Origin of the sequence: Sorangium sp. So ce124, from assembly GCF_051525235.1 — a bacterium.
Classification (GTDB): domain Bacteria; phylum Myxococcota_A; class Polyangia; order Polyangiales; family Polyangiaceae; genus Sorangium; species Sorangium atrum.
Genome location: NZ_CP150312.1, coordinates 1,240,132 through 1,266,646, shown reverse-complemented (window position 1 = coordinate 1,266,646; position 26,515 = coordinate 1,240,132). Strand labels below are relative to the sequence as shown.

The 26,515-nt window shown below is 74.9% G+C and carries 15 protein-coding genes; 9 read left to right on the top strand and 6 right to left on the bottom strand.

Annotation, left to right across the window (positions count from 1 at the left end; all coding sequences use genetic code 11):
- Window positions 1-311: 311 nt before the first annotated feature.
- On the top strand, window positions 312-1,133 hold the full coding sequence (locus WMF19_RS04640) for an MBL fold metallo-hydrolase (RefSeq protein WP_237245092.1): 822 nt from the start codon (window positions 312-314) through the stop codon (window positions 1,131-1,133).
- Window positions 1,134-1,220: 87 nt separating this feature from the next.
- On the opposite strand, the gene WMF19_RS04635 is transcribed toward WMF19_RS04640, so the two are convergent.
- Window positions 1,221-2,048, bottom strand: coding sequence for a sigma-70 family RNA polymerase sigma factor (locus tag WMF19_RS04635; protein ID WP_437327655.1), 828 nt, complete (start codon window positions 2,046-2,048; stop codon window positions 1,221-1,223).
- A gap of 380 nt (window positions 2,049-2,428) precedes the next feature.
- Here WMF19_RS04635 and WMF19_RS04630 point away from each other — a divergent pair, with 380 nt between their 5' ends.
- Window positions 2,429-4,312 carry a S41 family peptidase gene (locus WMF19_RS04630; protein ID WP_437897957.1) on the top strand — a complete coding sequence of 628 codons (1,884 nt, stop codon included), beginning with the start codon at window positions 2,429-2,431 and terminating at the stop codon, window positions 4,310-4,312.
- Between the two features lie 6 nt (window positions 4,313-4,318).
- Here WMF19_RS04630 and WMF19_RS04625 read toward each other — a convergent pair whose 3' ends face one another.
- The gene (locus WMF19_RS04625) at window positions 4,319-8,521 is read right to left on the bottom strand and encodes a DnaJ domain-containing protein (protein ID WP_437901594.1); all 4,203 of its coding nucleotides are present in this window, start codon (window positions 8,519-8,521) and stop codon (window positions 4,319-4,321) included.
- Window positions 8,521-11,349: a protein kinase domain-containing protein gene (locus tag WMF19_RS04620; protein ID WP_437897956.1), complete on the bottom strand. Its 2,829-nt coding sequence runs from the start codon at window positions 11,347-11,349 to the stop codon at window positions 8,521-8,523. Before WMF19_RS04620 ends, WMF19_RS04625 begins: the two co-directional genes overlap by 1 nt.
- Before the next feature lie 660 nt (window positions 11,350-12,009).
- On the opposite strand from WMF19_RS04620, the gene WMF19_RS04615 reads away from it, so the two are divergent.
- Window positions 12,010-12,399 carry a hypothetical protein gene (locus WMF19_RS04615; protein WP_437897955.1) on the top strand — a complete coding sequence of 130 codons (390 nt, stop codon included), beginning with the start codon at window positions 12,010-12,012 and terminating at the stop codon, window positions 12,397-12,399.
- 213 nt (window positions 12,400-12,612) lie between these two features.
- Here WMF19_RS04615 and WMF19_RS04610 read toward each other — a convergent pair whose 3' ends face one another.
- Both WMF19_RS04610 and WMF19_RS04605 read right to left on the bottom strand, forming a co-directional pair.
- The gene (locus tag WMF19_RS04610) at window positions 12,613-13,563 is read right to left on the bottom strand and encodes a 3D domain-containing protein (protein ID WP_437897954.1); all 951 of its coding nucleotides are present in this window, start codon (window positions 13,561-13,563) and stop codon (window positions 12,613-12,615) included.
- Window positions 13,560-15,350 (bottom strand): hypothetical protein, encoded by a 1,791-nt coding sequence (locus WMF19_RS04605; RefSeq protein WP_437897953.1) that lies wholly within the window; start codon window positions 15,348-15,350, stop codon window positions 13,560-13,562. The genes WMF19_RS04610 and WMF19_RS04605 overlap by 4 nt, the downstream gene beginning before the upstream one ends.
- Before the next feature lie 331 nt (window positions 15,351-15,681).
- Here WMF19_RS04605 and WMF19_RS04600 point away from each other — a divergent pair, with 331 nt between their 5' ends.
- The 6 genes from WMF19_RS04600 to WMF19_RS04575 all read left to right on the top strand — a co-directional run bounded on the left by WMF19_RS04600 (window position 15,682) and on the right by WMF19_RS04575 (window position 26,099).
- Window positions 15,682-16,824 carry an SDR family oxidoreductase gene (locus WMF19_RS04600; protein WP_272100121.1) on the top strand — a complete coding sequence of 381 codons (1,143 nt, stop codon included), beginning with the start codon at window positions 15,682-15,684 and terminating at the stop codon, window positions 16,822-16,824.
- Complete coding sequence (locus WMF19_RS04595) at window positions 16,821-18,245, top strand: GDSL-type esterase/lipase family protein (RefSeq protein ID WP_437897952.1); 1,425 nt, start codon at window positions 16,821-16,823, stop codon at window positions 18,243-18,245. Before WMF19_RS04600 ends, WMF19_RS04595 begins: the two co-directional genes overlap by 4 nt.
- A 132-nt stretch (window positions 18,246-18,377) precedes the next feature.
- Window positions 18,378-19,808, top strand: coding sequence for a protein kinase domain-containing protein (locus tag WMF19_RS04590; protein WP_437897951.1), 1,431 nt, complete (start codon window positions 18,378-18,380; stop codon window positions 19,806-19,808).
- A complete protein-coding gene (locus WMF19_RS04585) occupies window positions 19,808-20,455 on the top strand; it encodes a tetratricopeptide repeat protein (protein ID WP_437897950.1) in 648 nt (215 codons plus the stop codon). Before WMF19_RS04590 ends, WMF19_RS04585 begins: the two co-directional genes overlap by 1 nt.
- A gap of 374 nt (window positions 20,456-20,829) precedes the next feature.
- A complete protein-coding gene (locus WMF19_RS04580; RefSeq protein WP_437897949.1) occupies window positions 20,830-25,047 on the top strand; it encodes a protein kinase domain-containing protein in 4,218 nt (1,405 codons plus the stop codon).
- Between the two features lie 5 nt (window positions 25,048-25,052).
- Window positions 25,053-26,099, top strand: coding sequence for a tetratricopeptide repeat protein (locus WMF19_RS04575; protein ID WP_437897948.1), 1,047 nt, complete (start codon window positions 25,053-25,055; stop codon window positions 26,097-26,099).
- A gap of 116 nt (window positions 26,100-26,215) precedes the next feature.
- Here WMF19_RS04575 and rpsS read toward each other — a convergent pair whose 3' ends face one another.
- Window positions 26,216-26,515, bottom strand: coding sequence for a 30S ribosomal protein S19 (rpsS, locus tag WMF19_RS04570; protein WP_012233480.1), 300 nt, complete (start codon window positions 26,513-26,515; stop codon window positions 26,216-26,218).

Genomic DNA, 26,515 nt, shown 5'->3' with positions numbered 1-26,515 from the left:
GCCACCGCCTCTGCCCCGCCGCCACCGCCTCGCCTCTGCCCTGCCGCCACCGCCTCTTCCCCGCCGCCCGCGCCTCCGCCCAGCCGCCGCGCGCTCCGGCCCTTAAGAGGCGGGAGCGGGCTGCCGCCGGGCCGCGACCTATCCTCTGACTACATTGGCGCCTTGGCCCTGCTCCCCCGGCCAGGTCTCCACGTCTGCGACCTTCCTTGCTCCCGGTGCACCAGGCGGCTTGACGCTGCCCGCGCTCGGAATCTAATAGCTCTACCTTGAAACGGGCGGGGTTCAGCGAGCGAGGCAGGATGCGGATCAAGATGTGGGGGGTTCGCGGAAGCATCCCCACGCCCGGTGCAGGCACGGTCGAAGTAGGCGGCAACACGAGCTGCTATGAGATCCGTGCCGGTGAAACGCTGGTCATCCTCGATGGCGGGACGGGGCTCCGTCTCCTCGGCCAGGATCTGGTCAAGGAGATGCCCTTCGAAGCCTGGATGTTCTTCAGTCATGTGCACTGGGATCACATCCAGGGCTTCCCGTTCTTCACGCCGGCGTTCGTGCGCGGGAACAAGATCCATCTCTACGGTGGCCTCAACGTCTCCCGGACGCTCGAGGAGACGCTGGCCGGGCAGATGGACTACCCGAGCTTCCCGGTGCACCTCACGGAGATGGGCGCGGCGATGACCTTCCGCGATCTCTACGAGGGCGAGGTGGTCACGATCGGCCCGAACGACGATGTTCGCGTGACCAACGCGCGCGGCAACCACCCGAACGGCGTCTACGCGTACCGCGTCGAGCACGAGGGCAAGGTCGTCGTGTACATCACCGACTCCGAGCACTACGCGATCGTGGATCCGAAGCTGAAGAAGCTCGCGATGGGCGCCGACGTGCTGATCTTCGACGCGATGTACACGCCCGAGGAGTACGCGGGCGAGGTGGGCGGCGGCCCGAAGACGGGCTGGGGTCACGCCACGTTCGTCGCGGGCTGCGAGCTCGCGAAGGCGGCGGGCGCCAAGCAGCTCGTCCTGCACCACCACGACCCCAACCAGACCGACGCGATGGTGCGCGAGAAGGAGATGCGCGCCCGCGAGCTCTTCCCGAACACCATCGCCGCGCGCGAAGGCACGGTCATCGAGATCTAGGGCGCCGCCTCCGGCTCGAGGCGGCAAGGAGCAGTGCGCGGCCAGACGCGGCGCTGGAGCGCGCCGCGTCTCGCTGCCACAGGCGCCTCAGGCGCTCTTGGCCATCGGCTCGCGGGTGATCTCCTCGATGCGCGCGCGCATCCGCTTCTTCGCGCGCTCCTCGATCTGCCGCACGCGCTCCTTGCTGACGCCGAAGTCGGCGCCGAGCTGCTCGAGCGTCACGGGGCTGTCCGTCAGCCAGCGCTGGTTCATGATGGAGCGCTCGCGCGGCGACAGCTCGTTCACGACCTGGAGCAGCGCGCGCGAGAGCTGCGCGCGCTCGTCGGCGGCGCAGGCCTCCTCCTCCGGCGTGTGCCCGCTCGACGCGAGCCGCTCCACCGGAGCGACGCCGTCCTCGGTCGGAGAGCGCTCCAGGCTGACGTCGCGCGCCATGAGCAGCGGCAGCAGCTCGGCCGCACGCTCCTCCGACAGGCCGCTCAGCTCCGCGAGCACCGCCGGGTCCTTCTCGTGCGTCTTGCGGTAGATGCGCAGCGCGCGCCGCTCGCTCTTCGACGACCCGAGGCGCACGATCCGGTACCCCCGCGCCACGTGCTCGCGGATCTCCGCCCGGATCCAGTAGGCCGCGTAGGTCGCCAGGCGGCAGCCGCGGTCCGGATCGAAGCGCTCCGCGGCCTTCAGGAGGCCGATGTTCCCCTCCTGCACGATGTCCTCCATCGGCAGCCCCCAGCGGCGGTACTCGAGAGCGATCGTCATCACGAAGGGCAGGCACGCCTCGATGAGGCGCCGGCCAGCGTCCCGGTCACCAGCTCGCCAGCGGAGCGCGAGCTCCCGCTCGGCGTCCGGGCTCAGGGTGGCGTAGTTCGCGAGCTCTGTACGATAAGCCGAGAATGCCGCACGATCCCAGGTGGCGCTCATGATCTCTCCGCTCTCCACCGCGCGCGCCGATCAAGGAGGGCTTGCGAGCCCCTGCGAGCCGGCGGGCGGCACCGGGGCAGATGCAGGCGTGATGCCGGGATAAACCCTAGGAAATCGCCTTTTTTTGCGCTGGAATGCGCAACGTGTTCGGATCCCTCGACGGAAGCGAAAGCTTTGCGGGAAAGCGGAGGAGCACGGATGCGCAGCGCTGAGCCCAGATCCACGGCGCACGAGCGGCGAACGAGGCGGACGAGGTGCGCGCAGAGGCCCCAGGCCGCGGGCGACGGCGCCGCCCGCGCGGCGCGCGCGCTCGCTCTCCGCGCGCACGCCGCCGCGGTCGCCCCTGCCCCCGCGCGCCGCATCGTGATATCCGGGGAGCAGTGAGGACGCGCGTCGCGGGCTCCGTCGCGTGCATCGCCGCAAGCCTGGCGACGCTCGCCTTGCTCTCGCGCGAGGCGGAGATCCCCCTCGCGAGGGCGCGGCGCGGGCTCGCGCAGCCCTTGCTCCACACCGTCGCGCCGGACGACGAGGAGATCGACGGCGTCGGATGTGACCCGAACGCCCTCGACCGCGGCATGGCGGTGCCGAGCGGAGCGCCGACGTCGCTCGACTGCGAGCAGGCCCGCGCCATCGTCGCCCAGGCCCGCACCACGCTGGCCGCTCCGCCGCTCCGCGTCGATCCCGCAAAGTTTGCCGAAGCGACCTCCGACTGGCTGGATCCGCACGGGCTGTGGTCGGTCGCCCCCGACGCGCCCGTGGGCGCCTCGCTGCGGCGGGAGGCCGCCGCGCTCCTGGACGAGCTGCAGGCACCCGTGGGCAGCGGGCCGTGCGCGGCGGCGCTGCGCGTCGGCCAGGAGCTCGCCCGGTGGTCGCGCGAGCTCGATAGGCTCTTCGACGAGGGCTACCGGCGCGGCCTGGCCAGCCCGCCCGCGACCCACGCCGCGGCGTGGGAGCTGGTCTCGTCGGCGCCGTTCGAGGACGGCGAGGTGACGCGCAGCGCCCGGGACCTCGCGCGCAAGCTCGGCCGGGAGGTCGGCGGGCTGCGCGCGCACCTCGGGGAGCCGCTCGCCCGGTACGCCGACGCCGTGCGCGAGCGCGCCGCGCCCTCGATGAGCGAGGACGGCTGGGCGCGCACGGTGATCGCCGCCGCGGTCCGCGCCTACGTGCCCCAGCTGGACGCGCACGGCGCCTGGGCGCCGCTCGAGGAGGAGGTCTCCATCTACGATCTCGACCTCGAGGCGCACCCGCCGGCCCGGCTCTGGCAGGAGATGACGCGCACCGCGATCGGGGTGCGCATCGACCGCGGCGCGCTCGCGCCGCTCGAGGACGGAGACGTGGTGATCCGGATCCAGGATCTGCCGATCTCCGGCATGAGCGTCGAGCAGGCCGAGCAGCTCGCCGTGCTGTCCGACGTGCACCCCGGGACGACCGCCCGCGTGGCGCTGCTGCGGCGCGGGGCCGCGGCGCCGCTCGAGCTGACCGTGGCGCCGCACCCGGTCGGCCCCCAGCCGCCCGAGGCGGCGCCCTCCGAGCTGCCGCTCGATCTGGTGCGCTACGGGGACGGCAAGGTCGCGGTGATCGCCATCCCCGACGTGCCCGACGACCTCGGGGATCGGGTCGCGGCGGCGCTCCTCCACGCGCGCGCGCAGGGCGACACGCGGGGCGTGATGCTGGACGTGCGCGCCAACGGCGGCGGCTCGACCGACGGCGCGATCGCCGCGCTGGCGCTGTTCCTGCCGGGTGTACCGCTGTTCCCGATGCGGCGCCGCGACGGCGGCGTCGAGGTGGAGCGCTCGCCCGACGTCCCGGAAGAGCGCGGGTGGAGCGGGCCGCTCGCGGTGCTCGTCGACGGCGACTCCGCGAGCGCGGCGGAGATGATCGCCGGCGCGATCGGCAGCTACCGGCGCGGCGTGATCATCGGCGATCGGACGTACGGCAAGGGGTGCGCTCAGGAGTACCTCGACGACGACGCCCACGTCGGCGTGCTGCGGCTCACGACGCTCCTCTACGCGCTCCCCGACGGCGCGCCGGTGCAGAAGGTGGGCATCGTGCCGCAGGTGCAGCTCTCGCTGCCGGCGACGAGCGAGCGCGAGGCGCGCGTGGATCGGGCGCTCGGCCCGTGGCGAGGCCCCGACGTGCGCGATCTGCACCGCGTGCGCGACGTGCCCTGGCCGGCGCACGCCGGGCGGATAGGGCCCTGCCGCGACGAGACGGTCTGCCGCGCGCTGCGGTCGCTCGGCGCTGTGCCCGCGGCAGCGCGCTGACGCGCGTCAGCGCTTCCAGAACTTGCCGAGGAGGCCGCCCGCGGGCGTCGGATCGCTCGTCGTGCGGCTCCGCATCTCCTGCAGGCGGACCTCGCGGATGGCGTCGAGGTTCTTCGGGTTGAGCTCCGCCGCCAGGCGGAAATCGCCGATCGCCTTGTCGATCCTCCCCGAGCGCTTGAGGAGCATGCCGCGGTAGAAGAGCGCCCGCTCGTAGCGAGGCTCCCTCTCCAGGACGGCATCCAGCGTCTGGATCAGGTCGTCGTAGTGCGCGCTCGTGGCCCCCTCCGCGAGCACAGGCGGGTCGCCGCGCCGCTGCGCCTGGATCCATACGAGCAACGTCATGTACTCGGGCTGCTCCGGGTCGGCGTTGAGCGCGCGCCGCGCGCGGGCCTCGGCGCCCGCGAGGTCGTTCTTCTTGAGCAGGATCTCGGCCTTCTGGAACTCGAGCGCGGCGTCGACGGCGCGGGCGATCTTCTGCTCGTCCTCGGCGGGGGGCGGGGCCTCCTTCGACGCGCTCTGGTACTCGGCGCGCCGCTTCGGATCGCTCAGCGTCTGGTAGGCCTCGCTGATGCGGGCGAACACGCGCGCGACGAGCGGCTTGACGTCCTGGAGCTCCGCCGGCGTCCGGTCGGGGTGCCACCGCTTGGCGAGCGCGAAATAGGCGCTCTGGACGCGCTCCGGAGGGACGTCCTCCGCGACGCCGAGCATCTCGAAGAAGCTCTCGCCGTCGATCGACGCGGCGCGCGCCTCGATCTCCGCGCGGCGCGCGGCGAGCTCGGGGTTCGGCGCGGCGCGCGGCAGCGGCGGGAGATCGGGCGCGAGCGCCGCCGGTCCCTGCGGCTTCGCTGGCTCCGCGGCGCGCGCCGGCGGCACGGGCGACGCCGCCTCGGCGCGCCCTGCCCCGCGCGCGGCCCTGACCTCCGGGCCGACCGCCGCCATCTTGACGGTGGGCGCCTGCTGGGGCGGCGGCTGAACGCGGGCGCCGGTGAAGGTCGGCGCAGGAGGCGGCCTCAGCGCCTTGGGGTCCACGCCGCGGTAACCGCCGCCCGGATCACCGCCGGACGCGCGCGGGTCGAAGGGCGCCACCGGGCTCGGGGTCGGCGCCCCGCTCCAGGACGCCGCCTCCGGCGCCGCGGCCGGGGGCGGCGCCGTGGAGCGGCGCGGAGCGACCGGGGCCCCGGCGCGCCTGCTGGACGGCGCCGCGACGTCGTCGGGCTGCCGCAGCGGTGCGCGGCCGTCGGCCTCGCCACGCGCCGGGCGTGGACCAGGCATCGTCGAGCCCGCGGCGGGCCGCGGCGAGCGCGCCGCCGCGCCGGACGGGTCGCGCTGGGGCGCTGGCGCCGCGTCGGCCGCTGGCGCGCCGGCGGCCCGCTCCCGGCCGGGCCCGGCGGGGCCGCCGACCCCGACAGGGCGCCGGCCCGGCGCGCCGAGATCGAGGTGCCGCGTGATCGCGAGCGCATAGATCATCAGGCGCACCACGCGCTCCTGCGCGACCCCCGAGGCGAGCAGCTCGGCCAGCGTCATGCGCCGCATCCGCAGGAGATCCACGATGGCCGCCTCGTCGCGATGGAGCTGGAACCGCTTCATCTCGGCCTCGGCGTGGAGCCCGAGCTGCCGGTTCTGGATCCGGTCCAGGGTCGTGTCGATCAGCGGATCGTCGGCGTGGAGCCGGACGCCCGCCATGATCACCGCGAGGGGCTCGCACCCGATGAGATCCGGACCGCCGTAGGACGACAGCAGGTTCTGGGCGTCGTAGTAGGCGTAACGCGTCTCGGGCGGGAGATCGTAGAGCGCGACCAGCTTGCGCACGAGCTGCTCGCGCAGCACGCCGAACACCGTCTCCCTGTCGAGCAGGCCCCGGGAGACGAGCAGCCGGCCATGCAGCACCCGTCGCTTGGTGATGTCCCGGAGCGTCTCCCGGAGCGTCGCCTCGTCCAGGAGGCCGAGATCGAGGATCACCCGATCGAGCGGGGCGATGATCGTCCCGGTCCAGATCTTGGCCGGCACGCCGTCGCTGAAGAAGATGCCGTGGCGGACGCCCTCGGGGTTGATGAAGCACGTCGTGCCGGTGAGGCGCCGGTCGAGCATGTACACGAGGAGGTGGACGAGCGGCGTGCGCGCGAGCGTGCCCTCCGCGGTCGGCGGGTCGCCCGGCAAGGAAAGCACGGCGATCGGACCGGCCATCGCCGACGGCGGCAGATCAGACACCGGGTTGCGCTCGCGCCGCTGCGGCGGATCTCCCCAGCCGCGGGTTCGCACCGAAGGCGGCCGCGCGCTCTCCTCGGGGACCTCGTCCGGATCGCTGTCTGTCTGCACCGACCACGACTCCTCTCCATGAGCGCCCGGGGCGGGCGAGTACGGGTCCGCCACCGCGGCGGGCTCCAGATGCGGTGGATCGGGCCAGCGCGCCGTCGTGCGCCCTGGCCGCAAGGTCGGAGAGAGCCTGCCGGACGGCGCAGGCGGCAGATCCGCGAGCATCCTGGCGTCCGCGCCGTCGCCGGGCAGACCCCCGAACGTGGCCTCGGGCGGCGAGGCCGGCCCGCGGGCGGCGTCGCTGGCCCGCGGCTGCGTCCTCCGGCTCGCCGGCGCGTTGGTCATCGGCAGCGTGGGCGACGAGGGCCGCGTGATCTGCTGCTGCGGCGGCATGCGCAGGTTGCCGAGCGGCGACGCCGGCGCGGAGCGGATCGGCGGCGACTCCGCCGCGAGCGCCGGCGTGCGGAGCGACACCTGCGGCGCCTCCTGGATCGCCGCGTGGGCGCGCATCGACGCGGCGGCGGGGTCGTCGCTCGTCGCGACGATCCGGCGGATGTGCCGCGGCGGCTCGCCCTGGCGAGGCCGCTCGGCGAGATCGACCTCGAGCGCGCGCGGGATGGGGCCGCCGGAGGCGTCGAGGACCAGCCGGACGCGCGGCTGCGAGTACCGGGCCGGGTGCGCCGGCGTCTGCACGACGAGCGCGACCTCCCCGGTCGAGAGCTCCACGAGCGTGCCGGTCGGAAAGATGCCGAGCGCGCCCACGAGCAGCCGCAGCACCGTGCGGTCCGCCGGATCGGCCGCCTCCTGCTCGAGCTTGGCGATGGCCTCGTCGGCGGAGAGCGGCGCCTGGCCCGGGGCCGCCGTCAGGAGGTCGTTGAAGGCGCGGGCGGTCGCGAGGATCCGCGCCTGGAGCGTCGGCTGGCGGAGGCCGCGGTAGACAGGGCCGAGCGCCGGCTGGCGGCGCACCCAGTGCGCCTCGTAGGCCACGACGGTGCGCATCACGCTGGGCTCGTTCACGAGGCCGAGCGCGGTCAGCACGACCGCCGTGCCCGCCGGGACGTCCGCCTCCTGCTGCTCGCTCAGCTGCGGGACGAGCCCGCCGGAGCCGCTCGTCGCGGCGCCCGTGAGGCGCGGCCGGGCGATGTCGAAGAGCAGCGCCGCCATCGAGAGCCGCTGGAGCAGGACGACGTCGCCCGTGATCTGCCGCGCCATCGCGAGGCTCAGGATCGCGGTGTTCACGGCGCGCCCGGCGTCGTCGTGGTTCTGGTTGCGCAGCGCGGTGACGCCCAGGAAGGCCGGCGTCTCGTTCGAAGACAGGTCGACGAGGCGCTGGGTGATGCGCTTGACGCCCTGCCGCAGGGTGTACCGGCCGTGCCGCAGGTCGTCGTAGAACCGGCGGATCATCACGATCGCCGTCGCGTAGGTGCGCACGATCGCGGAGGTCTCGTCGCCCTCGCGATCGATCGCCACCTCGCGGCGGAGCACCGCCTCGTCCACGGCGCGCAGGCGGACGCGCGGCGCCGGGCGGTCCGCGAGCGCCGGCTTGCTGCTGCGGAGGGCCTCGGCGAGCGCGGAGGCCAGCGCGTAGAGATCGCTCGCGCGGACGTCCTTGGCGACGCCGATCTCGGAGTAGCCGCAGCGGCTCAGGACCTCGCCGAGCTCGAGCGCGCCCTCGTAGACGGCGCGGTTCGCCTTGAGGAGCTGCCCGGAGACGAACACCGAGCCGCGGGTGAACAGGATCGAGACGTTGTGGCCGGAGCGCTGGCCGAAGTCCTGGACCAGCGAGACCGTCTCCTCGACCTGCCGCACCATGGCCTGGTTGTCGATCGCGTGCAGCGTCGAGAGCTTCACCAGCCGGAAGAGGGCCTGCACCACGCTGGCGGCGAGATCGCGCGCCTGCTCGCGGCGGATGTTCTCCGACACGTTCTGGCTGATGACGTCGACCTGGGGCGCCATCACGGGACCTCCCCGGCGGTCGAGATCCGCTTGCCGAGGCGCGCGGCGATGGCCTCGGCGGCGGCGCCCGCGGCGTCGCGCAGCGCCTGGCTGTTCCAGGGCCGCCGCTTCGTCGCGGCGAGCGCCGCGTCGAGCGCCTCCTGCGAGCGGGCCTCGCGGCCGAGCAGCTCCGCCGAGAGGCAGCGTGTCTGCTCCGCCGCGTCGTCCGCGAGGAGGCCGTGCCGCTGGAGCAGCTCGACGGCGACCGACTCGCCGCGCGCCGGGTTGAGCGTGTAGAGCGCGCCGAGGAACTCGCGCCGCTCGTCGAGCGTGAGCTGGTGGAACGAGCTGTCCTGCACGCGGCGGACGAGCAGCGGGCCGGCCGCGCGGACCTGGTGGTGCGCCAGCGTGCGGAGCGCCGCGACGCGCACGTCGGGCGGCGCCGACTCGGCGAGCGAGAGCAGCTCGTCCCGGATCTGCTCGGGGCTCGTCGCGAGGTGCGCGATCGCCTCGCAGCGGAGCGCCGCGTTCGCGCACCCGGAGAGCCGCTTCAGCGCGCCCAGGGCGCCCTGCGTCCGCGACGCGGCGAACATCTTGAGGATCGGGCGGGCCACGTCGAGATCCAGCGTCATGAGCGCGTCCACGACCCCCTCCTCGTGCCCGGGCAGCGTCCGCTCGACGTGGCCGAGCAGCGCGCGGCGCAGCGCCTCGTGGCCGGTGTGCCCCACGACCTCCATCGCGACGGGCAGGGTCTCGCTGCCGAGCTTGTGCAGGATGGGCGCGAGCCGCTGCGCGACCAGATCGAGGTCCACGGGGGCGGGCTGCGCCGCGCCGCCGGGGGCGGCCGTCGTGACGACGCGCGTCGCCTCGCGGAGGAGCAGCCGCATCGTGTCGGGCGGGAACATCCCCCGGGCGAGCTCCGTCGCGAGCGCGCCCCCCTGCTGCTTGGGCGCGAGCGCGTCGAGGGCCTTCTCGATCGCGTCGTGCATCCCGAAGAGCACCTCGAAGCGGCGCGCCAGGATGAGATCGCGCGCCGAGGCGGCCATCGGCTCCGTCACGAGCTCGACGTCCTTGTACCGCCTGGCGTTCAGGAAGGCGTCGGCCACGACCTCGACGAAGCGCTCGCTCCAGCGGTCCGGGCTCATGACGAGCTGCGTGCCGAGCGCGCGCTGCGCGACCGGGTCGAGCGCGAGCGCGCTCGCGGCGCGGCGCGCGGCCCGCAGCGCGGCGGCGTCGGTGTCGATGACCATCGCGGCCGCCTCGGCGCGGTTCGCCTTCTCCTCGGCGGCGCGCCGGGCCATGCCCTCGAGGTCGTCGGCCTCGTGCCAGAACTGCTCGCGATCGGCCGCGTCCCCCTCGACGAAGACGCTCACCACGTCGTAGCGCACGTGCTCGAGGCGGCGCTCCCACAGGGCGGCCGCGACGTCGTCCTCGGGGGCGAGGTCGCGCAGCGGATCGAGCAGCAGCACCTCGCAGAGGGCGCGCAGCTCGTCCTCCGTGATGCCGGGGAGCAGCTGGACGCGCCGCACGCCGGCCGCGAAGAGGTTGTACGGGACCAGGTCGAGCGGGTGCTGCGGCTCCCACACCGTCCGCCGGCGATGCTCGAAGGCGTACGGCGTCAGCGTCCAGTGGACGAGGGTCCCGTCAGCGCGCAGCGCCTCCACGATCGCCTGGAAGGTCGCGCGGAGCTTGTTGTCCGCGTCCGGATGGCGAAAGCCGTAGTGGCGCACCGCCGGGAGCAGCCGCTCCATGCGGCGGAACACCTCGGTCAGCCGCGTGACCGCGGGGTCGTCCGGCTCCGCCTCGCCCGGCTCGTCCTGGGGCGCGGGCTCCTCCGCCGCCCGCATCCCGACGGCCGTGGGCGAGTCGTCCGGCGGGGGGCGCCTCGTGCTCGTCGGCGAGGAGCGGCGGGGCACGGACGCGCCGACCTCCTCGAGGACGCGCAGCACCTCCTGCCGCATCTGCGCGGCCGACTCGAAGCGGTTGCGTTTGTCCCAGGCGAGCGCCTTGTCGACGAGGCCGATGACCGAGGCGGGCAGCTCGGGCGCGATCCGCGCGAGCGACGGCGCCGGCGTCGTCGCGGCGAGGATGAACGCCTCGTTGTCCGAGCGCCCCTGGTGGAGGCGCTGCCCGCTGAGCACGGCGTACAGGGTCGCCCCGATCGAGAAGAGATCCGCCCGCCCGTCGACCCCCTCGGTGAGGCCCATCGCCTGCTCGGGCGCCATGAACGACGGGGTGCCGAGCGCCGTGCCCGCCTTCGTCTTGTCGCCGGGCGCGCCGCGCATCCTCGCCACGCCGAAGTCGAGCAGCTTCACCACATTGTCCTTCGTGACGAAGATGTTCGCGGGCTTCAGGTCGCGGTGGACGATGCCCTCCGCGTGGAAGCTCTCGAGCGTGAGGAGCACCTCCCCCGCGATCCAGAGCGCCTCGGCGACGGGGAGCTTCCGGCTCTTGCGCTTCCAGAGCTGCTGGACGGTCTCCCCGTCGAGCAGCTCCATCACGAGGAACGGCTCGTCCTGCTCGGTGATGTCGTCGTCGAGGATCGCGACCCGGCCGGGGTGATCGATCTTGTTGGCGACGTAGCCCTCGCGCAGGAACCGCTCGCGGATGCCGACGTCGCGCGCGAACTCGGCGTGCAGGATCTTCAGCGCGGCGCGCGAGCCGTTCCGGTGGTGCGTGGCGGCGTACACGGAGGCCATGCCGCCCACGCCGAGGAGCGAGTCGATCCGCCACTTGTTCTTGACGGTCATCCCGAGGCGGGCGCGCGCCCGCTGCTTCTCGTCCGGCGCGTCCGTGACTTCCGAGGGCGGAGGGATGACGGACTCGGGGATGACGCCACGTGAGGTCATTCGGCCACCGGAAGGCGGGAAATCGTATCACCTCCCCGCCCGCACGAGGTTCCGGATTTCGGCGGGCAGGCAGTGCACCTTACCGTTTCCTGGCGCCGGGCGGGTGCAGGGCGACGCTGGTACGGTAGCTCGTTCCGCCCGCCGGAAGTCCCGCCAGGGATGCGAGGGAGCGCCGCACGGGCGGCGAGCCGGCCGGGATCACGAGGGCTGGCCGCCGGCCGATACGGCACCAGGGCGGGGCCCTACGCGTCGCTCGGGGAAGCGATCGCCAACGCGAATGGCAAGCGGGTGCTTGCATGCGCGAGCGACACGTTCGCGGAGAGCGTGACGATCCGGGTGGGGGTCGATCGGGGGCTTCGCGCGCGGCGGCGACCCCGGCGTGACGACGTGCGGGGACGGGGCTCAATTCCTGGCTGCGATGGTGGTCGAGGCGGTCGAGGTGGAGACGGAGGCCCCGGCGCTGGCGGTCGAGGCGGCCACGCTGTAGGCATCGCCCATGCGGCCGCCCCGAGCGACGCGCCGGCGGTACAGTTCACTCCGGGCACGGCCGGCGACGGCGGCAGCGCCGCGCCCGGCGGTCCGTCGAAGAGCACCGGCGCCGGGAAGTGCTGGGCTCTGCTGGGATTTGCGGCGCAGACGCCGTGTGGAGGATGACCGCCCATGAACACACCGAAGTATGTCCGCGCCCGGCTGCTGGCGGACCCGGCAGCCTCGCTCGATCCGTGGATGGATCCGGTGTGGTGCGCGACGACGCCTGAGGCGGAGAAGCAGCAGCATGCGGAGAAGCGTGCCCGCCGGGTCATGGAGATCTACGGGGTCGAGGACCCCCGGATGGAGGCGCTGCTCGTGCGGCTGGCGAGCCAGGTGGAGCAGTGGGCCGCCGAGGAGCGAGCCACCACGCAGGAGGCGGACGACGAGGCATGGGTGAGCGCGGTGCCGGACAAGGGCGAGACCGAGCGGCGCAGCTCGCGCCTGGCGCTGATCGGCGCGGTGCTCTTCGTGCTGGGGGTCTTGTGCGGCGTGGCGCTGGCGGCGCTGCGGCTGCGCTGAGACAGCGGCGTAGCGAAGCCGCGCACGGCGCGGTTGGATCAGGAGCAGAGGAACACGCGCCGCGGAGGGCGGCGCGCCATGGCTCGGCTCGTCTCGAAGACGAGCGCGCGAGGAGGATGAAGGTGTATCCACAGCTCGCCATCGAGGCGGCAGCGCATTCCGACGTGGGCCGGCGACGGAGCCACAACGAGGGCGCGCAGCCGGTACGCGGAGCTAGTACGGCCCGGCAGCGCGCCCGAGCGCGCGGCACCGGGCGTCCTCGAGCACCACACGCACGCCGCGGTTGGAGGCAAAGATCGCGTTGAGGCGCGCGGTGACCGAAGGATCGCCGGTGAAGACGTCGATCTGCCGTCCGACGACCTTGATGCCGCGATCCTCGGCGACGAAGCAGCCGTCGTGTCGGCCCCCGCCCGGGAGCGGCAGCCCGACGAGCTCGGGCACGAAGAGGGACGTGCCGAGCGGAATGACGCTCGAGTCGACCGCGACCGTGCGCAGCGGCGTGATCGGACGCCCGGTCGCGCCGCGGCCATACGGGAACCGCCGCGGATCGAGCCGCTCGAAGCAGACCTGCTGGCCGGTGCGCGGGCAGACATCGGCGCATGCGCAGCCGCGCCGCGCGAAGCTCACCGTGTCACCCGAAGCGAGCCGGCCGCTGCCCTGGACGCAGACCTGGTCGTGGAACGCGCGCGCGACGCTCGCGAGCGGCGCGCAGGCGGCGTCGTAGAGGACCGCATCCTTCGGCCCTCCGCCCTCGCTCGGGAAGTCGTAGTAGGTGTTCCGGAACATCCCGGGCGCGAGCCCCGGCGCCACCTGTGGCACCGGCGCGGCCTGCGGCGCCGGCGTCGCGCGCGCGGGCCGGCCGTGCTCGCGCACGAGGATCGCGGGGTCGCCCTCGCCCGCGGCGCCGCCCAGATCGGCCTGCGCCACGTCGGGCGCCTCGCCCGGTGCGCCGTCGACAGCGGCGCTGACGCCCCGGTCGCGATCGCCGTCGTCCGAGGAGGGCTCGTGGAGCCACCCGCCGCCTCCACGCGCGATCTGCGGCTCGCTCGATCCGTCGTGGACCCAGTCCGCGCCTCCCTTCGTCGTGCACCCCGCGGGGAGCGCGAGAAGGAACGCCTGGAGCCCGCCGAGGACGAGCGCTCGCGCGCGTGCCGCGCTCGTCAAAAGGCGCCTCCGAGCCGGGCGAGCTCCCGGAGCGCCGCGGCGGCGATGTCGGCGCGCGCCCAGAACGCGGCGGGTGAGCCGGCGCTCTCGGGCGCGGCGCCGGCGGCGATCACCACGGGCGCGGTGTCGCCCGCGCCCGGCTGGCCAAGGCGGCTCGCGACGAGCCGCAGCGGCTCGACCACCAGCGCGAACGCGATGTCCGAGCCGAGCGGCGCCAGCGCCTTCTTCATGGACGGGACCTCGCCGAGGCGCTCTCCCTGGAGCACGGCGACCACGCCGCGGAGCCCCGCGCCCGGATCGTTGCCGACGGCCGCGAAGAGGCCGTCGTCGCGGACCAGGTAGAGCAGCTCGATCGACGACGGCGGAAGCGACGCTCCCTGCGCGGCGGGCCCGCCCTTTCCGCCCTGCGGCCCCGCGCCCTGCGGCCCCTTGCGCGCCTGCGCCCCTCCGGCGCCGGCGGGCGCGCTCGCCCCGGCGGTCCGCTCGAACCGCACCCGCCGCACGTCGCCGTCGAGCAGCGGAAGCGCCGCCTTGCCCGCGGAGACCCGGAGCCCCTCGCGCTGCAGCGCGGCCTTGAACGGCGGGAGCTCCGCGGTCCCGAGGAGATCCTGGATGGAGGCCTCGAGCTTGGCCCGGTCGCCCACGGCGGCGCGCACGAACGCCGTGGGACCCGCGCCCTCGAAGCGGAGCCCGCCGGCGAACCAGTCGCCGCGCGCGTCCGACGCCGCGCGGATCGCGGCGCCGAGCCGCTCCCGCTCCGCCGCCGGGAGGTCGCCCTCGACGAGCCCAGCGAGGGCGTCGACGAGCCTGGGCACGTTCTCGGCGCGCGTCGCGGCCCGATCGCGGACGAGGACCCCGACGAGCGAGTCGGCGGGCAGATCGAGCAGCGGCTTCACGTCGCCGACGGCGAGATCGGCCGACGCCTTCGACGCCGGGCCGCCCCCTGCCTTCGGCGTTCCGGAGACGCGCAGGTGCGCGTCCTCGTCCAGCACCAGCGTGAGGCGCGCCCGCTCGAGATCGCCGAGCATCGCGAGCGCGCCCTCGATCATCGGGCCGAGCGGCACCGCGGTGGCGCGCGGCGCGCCGTCGGGGCCGCGCGCCTTGTCCCAGGCGCTCCGCGCCGCCTTGAGCACCGGGCCCTCGAGCGCGGCCCTCGGGAGCTCGACCGCGAGATCCTCCTTCGGCACCTGCGCTTGCGGCATCGTCCGCGCGACGTAGGGGCCCAGGGAGATCAGGTCCCCCGGCGCCTCCGCGACGAGCAGGTAGTTGCCGAGGACGCCGAGCGCCACCGGGCTCGCCCCCTGGAGCGGCTCGAGCAGCGCGATGGCGGTCGCCGCGTCGGGCTTCGCGCGGAAGCGCGCCCCCTCGCCTCGCGTGAGCTGGTCGATGAAGCGCCCCCCGTCCTTCACGTGGATGCCGAGCGCGGCCCGCGGGCGCGCCCCGTCCGCGGCCTCCACGGCCGCGCCGAGCACCGGCACCGCGCCGTCGATCTCGGACGCGACGGTGATGGGCAGGCCGAACAGCGACGCCGCAAGGGCGCCGGCGCTGCTCGGGAGGAGCGCCGCGGAGCCGCCGACGAGGGCGCGCGCCTTGGCCCACGTGGCGTCCGGCGTCGGGAGGAACGCCTCGGCGATGAGCCCCGCCGGCGCGGGCACGGGGCTCATCGCCGAGGCGCCGGCGTCGGACGGCGCGCCAGGCGATTTGCAGCCCAGGGCGCCCGCGCCCAGGCCGAGGGCGATGGCCAGCAGCGCTGCAGCGCCGCGGCGCACGGCAGAGGTCGATCGCACGATCACGACCCGAACGGTAGCGCCTTCTCGCCGCGGTCGACCACGAACCTGCAAAATCGCCGCGCGCGCGCCGGGCGACGCGCGTGAGATCCTCGCCGCCGAGCTGCTCGTGCGCGAGGAGGCGACTCCCGGGCACATCGCATCGACCGGCCGAGGAACCATCGAGCCGCGGTCGCGGACAGGGGAAGCCCTTGGCTGCAGCCGCGGGCGCACGCCCCGGCCGGACAGCGGCGCGCGGCGTGGCAGCTGCCCGCATCACCCCTGCGCTGGTGCGAGGCGGCGTCAGCGGAAAGCTGCGGAGCAGGCGCACCGCTGCGGTAAGCTCCAGCCGATGCCTCGCCCCGGCTACGACAGCGTGGTGCTCATCACCGGCTTCCCCAAGTTCATCGCGCGGAAGATGCTGCAGCACATCCTCGCGTCGGAGCCGCGCACGCTCGTGGTCGCCGTCGTGCTCGCGAAGTCTTCGGCGCAGGCCAGCGCGGAGCGCGACGCGCTGCCGGCGGCGGACCGCGAGCGCCTCGTGCTGCTCGAGGGGGACGTCGCGGCGATGGATCTCGGGCTGTCGGGCGCCGAGTTCCGGCAGCTGGCCCGCGAGGTCGACCGGATCCATCACCTCGCGCACGTGGGCCACGCCGGGGCCGACCAGAGCACCGCCCACGCCGTGAACGTCGTCGGGACGGCCGAGGTGATCGAGCTCGCCCGCGCCTGCACCTCGCTCCAGTGCCTCGTCCATCAATCGACCGCGTTCGTCGCAGGGGACCGGACGGGGACGGTGTACGAGGACGATCTCGAGGCCGGCCAGGCGTTCCGCAACCCCGTCGAGGAGACGCGGATGCGCGCGGAGGTGCTCGTGCGGCGGGCGATGCGCCACGTGCCGGCGGCGGTCGTCCGGCCGACCACCGTGGTGGGCGACGCGACGACCGGGGAGATCGACCGGCTCGACGGCCTGTACCTCCTGGTGCTGCTCATCATGGCGGCGCCGGCCGACATGGCGATCCCGATGCCCGGTCGCGGCGACGTGCCGCTCAACATCGTCCCGATCGATCACGTCGTCCGCGCGTCCCACGCGATCGGCCTGAACCGCCTCGCGCTGGGTCGCACGCTCCACATCGCCGACCCGCACCCGCTGTCGGCGCGGCGGGTCTTCGATCTCATCGCGCGGGCGAGCGGCCGCCGCGCAGCGCGCGGTCACATCCCGTCGAACCTCGCCAAGGCGCTGCTCCGTACGCCCGGGATCGAGCGCTTCGTCCGCAGCCCGCGCGCGTTCGTCGAGCAGCTGATGACCCCCGTGCGCTACGACGCCCGGAACGCGGATCTCGTGCTCACGGCCGCGGGGATCGCGTGCCCGCCCTTCGAGTCGTACGTCGACGTGCTCGTCGGCGCCGTCCAGGAGCGCGTCCGCGAGCGGCGCGAGCGCCAGGAGATCGAGGTCAGCGCGGACGCCGAGCTCGACGTCGAGGACCCGCTGTCGTGAGCGGCGCAGCCCGCTCCGCAGCCCGTGCGGAGATCCCGGAGCGCCGCGCGGCGCCCTGCAGCGCCCCGCACCGGCGCGCGCCGGCGCGGCCCTTCACCGGGGCGTCGCGGCGCGCCCTCGCGGCGCTGCTCGCGGCGCTGCTCGCGACCGCTGCGCTCGGCTGCAGCGCGACGCGCGAGCACGTCGCGCCGCCCGCGCCCGAGGTGGGATCCGCGCCGCCCGCGCCAGCGCCCCCGCCGCGCCTCACAGAGGCCCCCGCCCCGGAGACAGCCGCGCCGCGCCCCGCGGAGGCCGCGCCGGCGCGCCCGCCGGAGCTGGATCTGCTGCGCCCCGAGGACGGGGTTTACGCCCACTTCTTCGCGGCGCTCCGCGCGCTCGAGCAGGGTCGCCGCCGGGATCACGTGCGCATCGCCTGGCTCGGCGACTCGCACGCCGCAGCGGACTTCTGGAGCGGCGCGGTCCGCGCCGCGCTGCAGCGGCGCTTCGGCGACGGCGGGCTCGGCTTCGTGCACCTCGGCTATGCCGCCTACCGCCACGACGGCGCGCGGCTCACGGCCGACGGCAAGTGGCGGACCCGCCCGAAGTCTCCGGGCGGCTCCGCGCCGGCCGACGACGGCGTCTTCGGGCTCGGGGGCATCCTCTTCGGCGCGCAGGCGGCCCCGGTGCGCGCGGAGATCGCGCTCACCTCGGCGCGGCCCCCGGCGCGGCTGCTCTGGGACGTGTGCTTCCGCCCGAGCGCGCCGAGCGACGAGGTCGCGGTGACGATCGAGGGCGGCCCGAGCGAGGTGCTCCGCGCGGCCGCGGGCGAGGCCCCCGGCGCGCTGCAGCACGCGCGGCTGGCGAGCGCGGGCGCGGTGAAGCTCGGCGTCGCGCCGTCGGGCGGGGCCGAGCTCTGCGGGCTGGTCGTCGAGCGCGATCCGGAGGCCGGGGCCGGGGTGGTGCTCGACACGCTCGGGATCAACGGCGCCCGCCTGGCGACGCCGCTCCGGTGGAGCGAGCTCGGCTGGGCCGCCGAGCTCGCGCGGCGCTCGCCGGAGCTCGTCGTGATCGAGTACGGCACGAACGAAGCGGGCGACGTCACCGCGGATGCGTCCCTCTACGCGAAGCAGCTCGCCGAGCTGCTCGCCCGCGCCCGCAGGGTGGAGCCCGACGTCGACTGCCTTGTGCTCGCGCCGACGGACCGGAGGGACGCGCCGGAGCGCACGCCCGTCGTCCGAGACGTCCTGCGCGACGCCGCGCGGGAGGGCGGCTGCGCGTTCTGGGACACGTACGAGGCGATGGGCGGAAGGGGCTCGATCGAGGCCTGGTACCGCGAGCGCCCGCCGCGCGCGTCGCGCGACGGCGTCCACCTGACCTTCCGCGGCTACCAGGAGCTCGGCGTGAAGCTCTCGAACGACATCCTGGAGCGCTATCGCCCCTGACGAGCGGCCCCGCCTCCGGGGCCCGTTCGACGCCGACGGCGGACGGCCGGCCCGGTGGCCTTGCTCGTGCTTTTCGGTCTCGTCGCTCGATCGGCGTGAAGGCTTCTCACGCGCGATGGGCGAAGGGGGCACATGCTTCATGCCGGGGACGTTGCAGGAGGTCGCTTCCGGCTGATCCGGCAGATCGGCGCGGGTGGGATGTCGAGCGTGTGGTGGGCGCGCCACGAGCTCATCGGCCGGGACGTGGCGCTCAAGCTGTCCCCGGCGCTCCGGGACGAGCAGGTCGTCGGGCGGTTCATCCGGGAGGCGAAGATCATCGGCAAGTTCCAGCACCGGAACATCGTCGGCGTCGTCGACGCGGGCGAGCTCCAGGACGAGGGCTACCTCTTCCTGGCCCTCGAGCTCCTGCGGGGCTCGCCGTTCGCTGACCGCCTCCAGCCGAACCGGCCGCTGCCGCCCGAGGAGGTGGTGCCCGTCCTCATCGAGGTGTGCTGCGGGCTCTCGGCCGCCCACGCCGAGGGCGTCGTGCACCGCGACATCAAGCCGGAGAACATCATGATGGCGACGGTCCCCGGCGAGGGGATCGTGCCGAAGATCGTCGACTTCGGCATCAGCCAGCTCACGGGCGCGGGCGACGCCATCACCATCGACGGACAGCTGCTCGGGACGCCCTCGTACATGAGCCCGGAGCAGGCGCTCGGCAAGCGCACCATCGACGCGCGCGCCGATCTCTGGGCCGTGGGCGTCATGCTCTACGAGGCGCTCAGCGGCGCGCAGCCGTTCACGGGAGGCAACCACCACGCGGTCCTCCGGCGCATCCTCGAGACCGAGCCCGCGCCGCTGCCGGCCTCGATCCCGCCGCGCCTCCGGAAGATCGCCGGCCGATGCCTCGAGAAGGACCCGGCGCGGCGCTACCCGGACGCGGCCTCGCTGCGCGCGGATCTAAAGGCCGCGCTCGACGATCTCGGCGCGAGCGCGCCCGCGCCGATCGTGGTCCTCTCGCCGCCGGCCTCTGGCTCGCGGCCCGGGGAGATGACGCGAGCCCGCGGCGCGCTCGCCGCGCCCCCGAGGCTCGCCGTTCGCGCGCTCGAGCGGCTCTGGACCCGGGCGCCGCGGGCGCCTGGATGGCGGGAGGCGACGACGATCGGGCGCACGCAGGGCGCCGCCGCCCCGCAGGACGCGGCGCGCCGCGCAAGGACGATCCTGGCGATCCGGCTCGCGGGCGCGGCGGCGCTCGCGGCGACGCTCTGCTCGGCCGCGCTGCGGGAGCAGGCCGACGCGGGGCCCGAGAGCGCGGCGCGCGAGAGCCTCCGCCCCGTGCTGGCCACGGCCTTCGCCGACAGCGGCGCCGCCTGGCGGCGCGGCGCCGGCGCGCCCGAGGCGACGCGCAGCGACGCGCCGCCACGGAACGCGGCGAGCCACGACCGCGCGCCGGGCTCGCCGGAGCGCGCCTCGAAGGACCCGGGCAGCGACGAGCTGGGATCGGCCTCCGAGGACAAGCCCCCGCGCTGGCAAGCGCCGCGCGGGCCATCTCGACGCCGCATCACGAGCCCCGGGTTCTGATGACCAGCGCCACACCGATCACCGCTCTTCGCCGACGCCGCTGGCGGCGCGCCGCTGCGCTCGGGCTCGTTTGCTGGGCGCTGCTCTCGCCATCCTGGCTGCACGCGCAGGACGACAGCGCGACGCGCGCGCTGAGGCTCCAGTTCGCGCAGGGGCTGTCGCTCGAGATCGCGGGGCGCTGGGCCGACGCGCTCGACAGGTTCGAGGCGATCGCCCGCCGGCGGCCGACGGCGAACGTGACGTACCACATCGCCCTCTGCCACGAGCGGCTCGGCCGGCTGCGCACGGCCGAGCGGACGTACCACAACGCGCGCGCGATCCTCGGCGCGGACGCGGACGCGCGGAAGGCGTCGCCGACGGTGCTCGCCGAGATCGACGCGCGCCTCGAGGACCTCGCGGGACGGATGCCGAGGATCGTGCTGAACCTCGCCGGCGCGACCGACGGCGTGACCTTGCTGCTCGACGGCGAGGTGGCGCAGCCGTCGCGGGCGATCCGGGTCGATCCGGGCCCCCACGTCGCCGTGGCGCTCCGGCACGGGATCCCCGTGGCCGCGAGCGCCTTCTCGAGCCACGAGCGCCGAACCAGGTTCGTGACGCTGACCGTTCACCCCGTCGCGCTCCGCGTGTCCAGCGTGTCGCGCCCCTGAGCTCGCTGAGCCTGGACGGCCCGCACCGAGCTCCCCACACCCCGGCACCTGTGTGTGAGCGGCGGGGCCCGCGCCCCTCGCTCCGGACGTGATCGCGCTGCGGTGGCGCGCCCTTCGAGGAGCGTCCTCTCCACGCGGCCCTGCGGCTCGTCGCGGGCGTGTGTCCGGCCGCGCGCGGAGCGCCCACACGCCGGCGAGATCTCGCGAGCCGTGGCGCTTTGCCGCACGCCCGGCGCTGGCCCGACCGTCCAGCGCCCGCTTGGATCCCATGCGAGGCGCGCCTGACAGGGCGCTCCGGACACGCCCAAACTCGCCGAGTCGTCGGCCGTGAACGCTGGATCCAGCTTCTGACGTCCTGATAGCATGCGAGACCCATGGCGCTCGACAGGCCGCCCGGTGCGGGCTCTGCTTCGCGACTCGGCAACTATGAGCTGCTGAGAGAGCTCTCCGGTGGCGGCATCGGCTCCACGTGGCTCGCGCGGGCGTCCTCCGACGACGGCGAGGCGAAGAGCGCGCCGCCGGTCACGATCCTGCGCATCTACCGGCACCTCACGAAGAAGGCCGAGACCGCCGACAGCATCCTCCGCGAGGCCGGGATGGCGCAGCAGGTCCGCTTCCCCAACGTGCTCTCGGTGCTCGACGCCCGCACCGCCGACGGCGAGGTCTTCATCGTCTCGGAGTACGTGGAGGGCGAGCCGCTGGGCGCGCTTGTGTCGGCGGCCGGCGCCGAGGGGCTGCCGCCGCCGGTGTCCCTCCGGATCGCGATCGACGCGCTGCGCGCGCTCGCGTCCGCGCACGCGGCCCAGCCGGCGCCGCTCGTTCACGGCGAGCTGAACCCGACCCACGTCTCCGTCGGCATCGACGGCGTCACCCGGGTCGGCGGGCTCGGCGTCGCGCGAGCGATCGCCGGGCTCGCGCCCATGGGGACGAGGAACCCCGATCGGCTCGCCTATGCCGCGCCCGAGCGGGTCAAGGCGATGGCAGCGCACGCGGAGGCCCCGCTCGATCCGCGCGCCGATCTCTTCTCGGTCGGCGTGATCCTCTGGGAGCTGCTCGCGCGGCAGCGGCTGTTCTCGTCGAAGCTGGAGGCCGCGGTCATCCAGAAGGTGCAGTCGGCGCCGATCCCGCCGCTCGCGGGGCTCGCCGGGGGCGCCGTCCCGGCCGAGGTCGTCGACGTCGTCCAGACGGCGCTGGAGCGCGATCCGGCGCGCCGCTTCGAGAGCGCCTCGGCGATGCTGGCGGCGCTGGAGGCCGCGGGAGCGGGGCGGATCGCCGGGGATGACGACGTGGCGGCGGCGGTGAGCAGGCTGGCCGGCAAGACGATCGAGCCGCGCAGGACGATGATCGCGGCGGCCATGGCGAGCCCCGCCGGCGCGGACGGGTCGCGGCCGCCGCCGCGCGCGCGGGGCATGACGCTGGTGGGCGTGGCGATCCCCGCGGCCGACGGCGCGCTCTCCCCCCGCGGCGACGGCCCGCGCCAGGCGATCACCGCGCCGACGCCGCGCGCGCGCACGGCGACGCCGGGCGCGCCGCCGGTGGCCGCGGCGGGCGCGCTCGCCGCGAGCCAGGTTCGCCCGACGGCGGCGAAGGACGCCGCCGCGCCGAAGAACGGCCTGGCAGCCAAGCCGGCGGCCGGCGCAGGCGCGTCGAACGGCGCCGGGCCTGCGGGCACCGATGCGGCGCACGCCAGCATCGACACCGAGTGGGGCTCGGTGGACGACGTCCCGGCCCGCGACCTGCCCGGGCCGCGGCGTCCCGCAGCGACCCTTCCGCGGATCGAGCTGTCGGGCCAGGGCACGGAGGATCGCGCCGCCGCCGGTGCGAGCCCCGAGCGCGCCGCTGCGACGGGGGCGGCCACGGCGAAGGAGCAGCCGCCCGCGCGGCCGGCCGCGCCGCGCCCGGGTGAACCGGGCGACGCCCTCGCGGCGGCGCGGGCGACGCCGACGCCGGCCGAGGGGACGGTCCCGAAGCCGCCGACGCCGGCCCCGGGAGGGCCGTCCCCGAGGCCGCCACGCCCGCCGCCGCCGGCTCGCGCGGCGTCGCCGGCGCAGCCCGAAGCGCACGGCAACGTCGCCGCTGCAGCACCCGCGGCTGTCGGGCCAGCGCTCGCGCCGAGCCCTCCGACGCCTCGGGTGCCTGTGCCGCCGGGGCCGCCGGCCGCTGCCACGCGCCGCACGCCCGTGGTGCCCGCCGTGACGCCGGCGCCACGCGCGGCCGCCACGCCCCCGCCGCCGCCGGTGAAGACCACGAGCCGCGCGCCGGTGACACCGTCGGCGCCCCTCCCGCCGGCGGCGCCCGCGCCGGCCGCGTCGCCCGAGCCTTCTCAGCCGCTGCCCCCCGCTGCGCCCGCATCGGCCACCGCGCCTGCGATCCCTGTCCCCGCGAAGACCCCGCCGCCCCCGCCCGTGGCGGCCGCGCTTCCTGGCGGGGCGCCTGCGACGCAGGAGAGCGCGCGCGGCAACGGTCCGGCATCGACCGCCACCAGGACGATCCCCACGCCGACCGGAGTCCAGGGCCAGACGAAGCTGTGGGGTCGCGTGGCGTCGGCCGTGGACCAGCTGGGCCCGGGGAGCACCCTCGGCCGCTACGAGATCCTCATGCCGGTCGCCAAGGGCGGCATGGCGGCCGTCTGGGCCGCGCGCCTGCAGGGCACCCGCGGCTTCAGGAAGATCGTCGCCATCAAGACGATGCTGCCCGACGTCTCCGACGACCCCGACTTCGAGTCGATGTTCCTCGACGAGGCGCGGGTCGCGGCGCGCATCAGGCACCCCAACGTGGTCGAGATCCTCGACCTCGGCGAGGAGGACGACGTCCTCTACATCGTGATGGAGTGGGTCGACGGCGAGACGGCCGGCACGCTTCAGAAGGCCGCGAAGCGGCTCGGCGGCATCCCGCAGCGGATCGTGCTCCGCATCGCCTCGCAGATCTGCGCGGGGCTCCACAACGCGCACGAGCTCCGCGACGACAGCGGCGTGCTGCTCGACCTCGTCCACCGGGACATCTCGCCGGCGAACGTGCTCATCTCGACCGCCGGGTTCGTGAAGATCGTCGACTTCGGCGTGGCGAAGTCGAAGGGGCGCCTGCACGTCACGCGCGCCGGCGGCATCGTCAAGGGGAAGACGCCGTACCTCTCGCCGGAGCAGCTCGGCGGGCTCCCCATCGATCGCCGGAGCGACATCTTCTCGCTCGGCGCGCTGCTGTACGTGCTCACGACGGGGCTGCACCCCTTCCGCGCCGAGACCGACCTCGCGACCATCGAGAACATCACCATCAAGAACCCGCTCCCCCCGCGGGAGCTGAACGGCGCGATCCACCCCGAGCTCGACAGGATCATCCTCAAGGCGCTCGAGAAGGATCCCGAGAGCCGCTTCTCGACGTGCGCGGAGATGCAGCGGGCCATCGATCAGGTCGCGTCGACGCTCGGCGAGCCCACGACCGACGAGGACGTGGCGGCCTTCGTGCGGCAGGCGATCGGCGAGATCCAGTCGAAGCGCGCGCAGGAGCTCCGCGACGCGATCGCGGCCGTCGACGCAGGCGCCGCCGTGAACTCGGAGCGCCGGCCCGCGGCCTCTCTGGAGGGCCACGCTGCGCCGGCCGACGTCGGCGTGGGCTCGCACGAGGGCGGTCCCGCCGCCGCGCCTCCCCCTGCGGCACCGGCGCCGGCCGGCGCCGGCCCGGCGTCCAGCAGAGGGGCGGCATCACCCAGAGGGGCGGCATCACCGATCGCGGAGGAGGAGCCGCCGGTCAGCCTGGAGCCGATCTCGTTCGAAGAGATCGCCGTGCCGGCGCAGCCCGCCGAGGCGCCGCCGCGGCTCATCATCGCGCCCGCGCTGCAGCCCGACGGCGAGCCGGCCGAGCCGGTGAGCCCGCGGCCCGCCGCCCGGGAGGGCAAGCCGCTCGGCCCGTCCGCCAAGCGGATCCTCCCGGCGGCCGGCGTGCCCGCCACCAAGGTGCTCGCGGCGGCGGATCCTCCCGCGTCCCGGGCCGCGGCGCTCAGCGAACGCCTCGCGAGGCGCGGCTCGCGGAGCCTCGCCAACGACGTCGGCGAGGTCACGGCCGTCGACCGATCGTTCGAGACCGGGCAGCGACGCAAGCGGCTCCAGCTGATCGTGGCTGGCGCGGCGATGTTCTGCGTGGCGCTCGGGGCCGTCGCGCTGGTCGTGCGCGGCGGCGACGAGCGCTCGCGTCCGGAGGTCGGCAAGGCGCGCGTCGATGCGTTGCCCGCGGCCACGGCGGCCGACACCACCGCCACCGCGGCCGCCGCGGAGGCCGTCCCGGCTCCGCCCGCTTCGCCGGTGGAGCCTCCTCAGACGGCGCAGCCGGCGTCGCCGCCCGCTCCCGAGGCGTCGGCGACGCCTCCCGAGGCGGCGCCGGCGCCCTCGCCGACGCCTCCCGCGGCGGAGCCGACGCCTTCCCCGACGGCCAAGGCGCCCGCGGCCGCGGCGGCGCAGCCCATCGCCGCGCCGCAGGCGTCGCGCCCCCCGTCGACCACGCGCCCCCGGACGACGTCCACGCCGTCGAAGCCTGCGCCCAAGCCAGCGACGACCGGCAAACCCAGCCCCAAGAAGAAGTACAACCCATCGGGTATCTGAACACCGTGCGATCTCGACCCTGGCTCCGTGCGCTGCTCTTCGGTGCGGCATCTTGCGTGTGCTTGTGCGCGCTCCCCGGGCCCGCGGCCGCCGCGGACGGCGCCGCGGCGACGCCCGCGCCGGACGCGGTGGAGAAGGCGCAGAACCACTTCAAGAAGGGCGCTGCCCTCTACGAGAGCAAGCGCTACGCGCTGGCGCTCGAGCAGTTCCGGGCCTCGTACGCCACCGTGCCGAGCCCGAACTCCCGCCTCTACATCGCGCGCTGCCTCGCGGATCTGGGCGATCACATCGAGGCGTACCTCGAGTTCGATCAGGTCGCGGCGGAGGCCGCGTCCCGGGCGAAGGACGAGCCGCGCTATGCCCAGACGGAGCAGACGGCGCAGCTCGAGCGCGACGAGCTCGCGCGCAAGATCGCCCTCGTCACGGTCACTGTCGCGCACCCGGACGCGGCGACCTCGCTCGCGGTGGCCGGCAAGGACGTCCCGCGCGAGCGGTGGGGCAAGCCGTTCCCGGTCAAGCCCGGCAAGACCGAGATCGTCCTGCGCACGAAGCTCACCTCGACGCCGCAGACCCTCGATCTCTCGGCGGGGGAAGCGAAGACCGTCGCGCTCGACGCCGAGCCGAGCGGCCCGACCGAGGCCGTCGCCGGCTCTCCGGCGCTCCTCGACGAGGGCCCGAGCCCGCCCTTCTCGGAAGCGCCCTCGCCGCGTGCGTACCTGCGGCCTTACGCCTACGCCGCTGGCGGCGTGGGCGTGGCGGGGCTCGCGATGTTCACCGTCGCCGGGCTGATGGCGAACAGCACCTACAGCGATCTCACCGAGACCTGCAGGGGCCCCTGCCCCGCCGATCGCCAGGACGACGTCGACGCCGGCAAGACCCAGAAGACGGTCGCGAACATCGGCGTCGTGGTCGGCGCGCTCGGGCTCGTCACGGGCACGACCCTGCTCATCCTGAGCTTCACCGGAGGCGGCGCTGGCGGCTCGCAGAGCGCCACGGCCTCGACGCAGCTGCTCGTCGGCCCGGGCTTCGCTGGTCTACGCGGCACCTTCTAGGCGCGAACGCCGTGCTCTCGGCGCTCAGGCCGTAGCTGCGCAAAAAGAAACGGGCAGGGCCGCTGCTGCGACCCTGCCCGCTTCATGTCGATGCCCTCGCGGTTGACGCGGAGCGATCAGCGACCGCCCGGGCCGCCCTTGGCGACCTTGGCCTTCTTGTCCCCGGAGTGGCCGTGGAACGTGCGCGTCGGGGCGAACTCACCCAGCTTGTGGCCGACCATGTTCTCCGTCACGAACACGGGAACGAACTTCCTCCCGTTGTGCACGGCGAAGGTCAGGCCGACCGACTCGGGCAGGATCGTCGAGCGGCGCGACCACGTCTTGATCACCTTCTTGGCATTGGTCGCCTGGGCCGCCTGGATCTTCTCCAGCAGGTGACCGTCAATGAAGGGCCCTTTCTTGATGCTCCTCGGCAT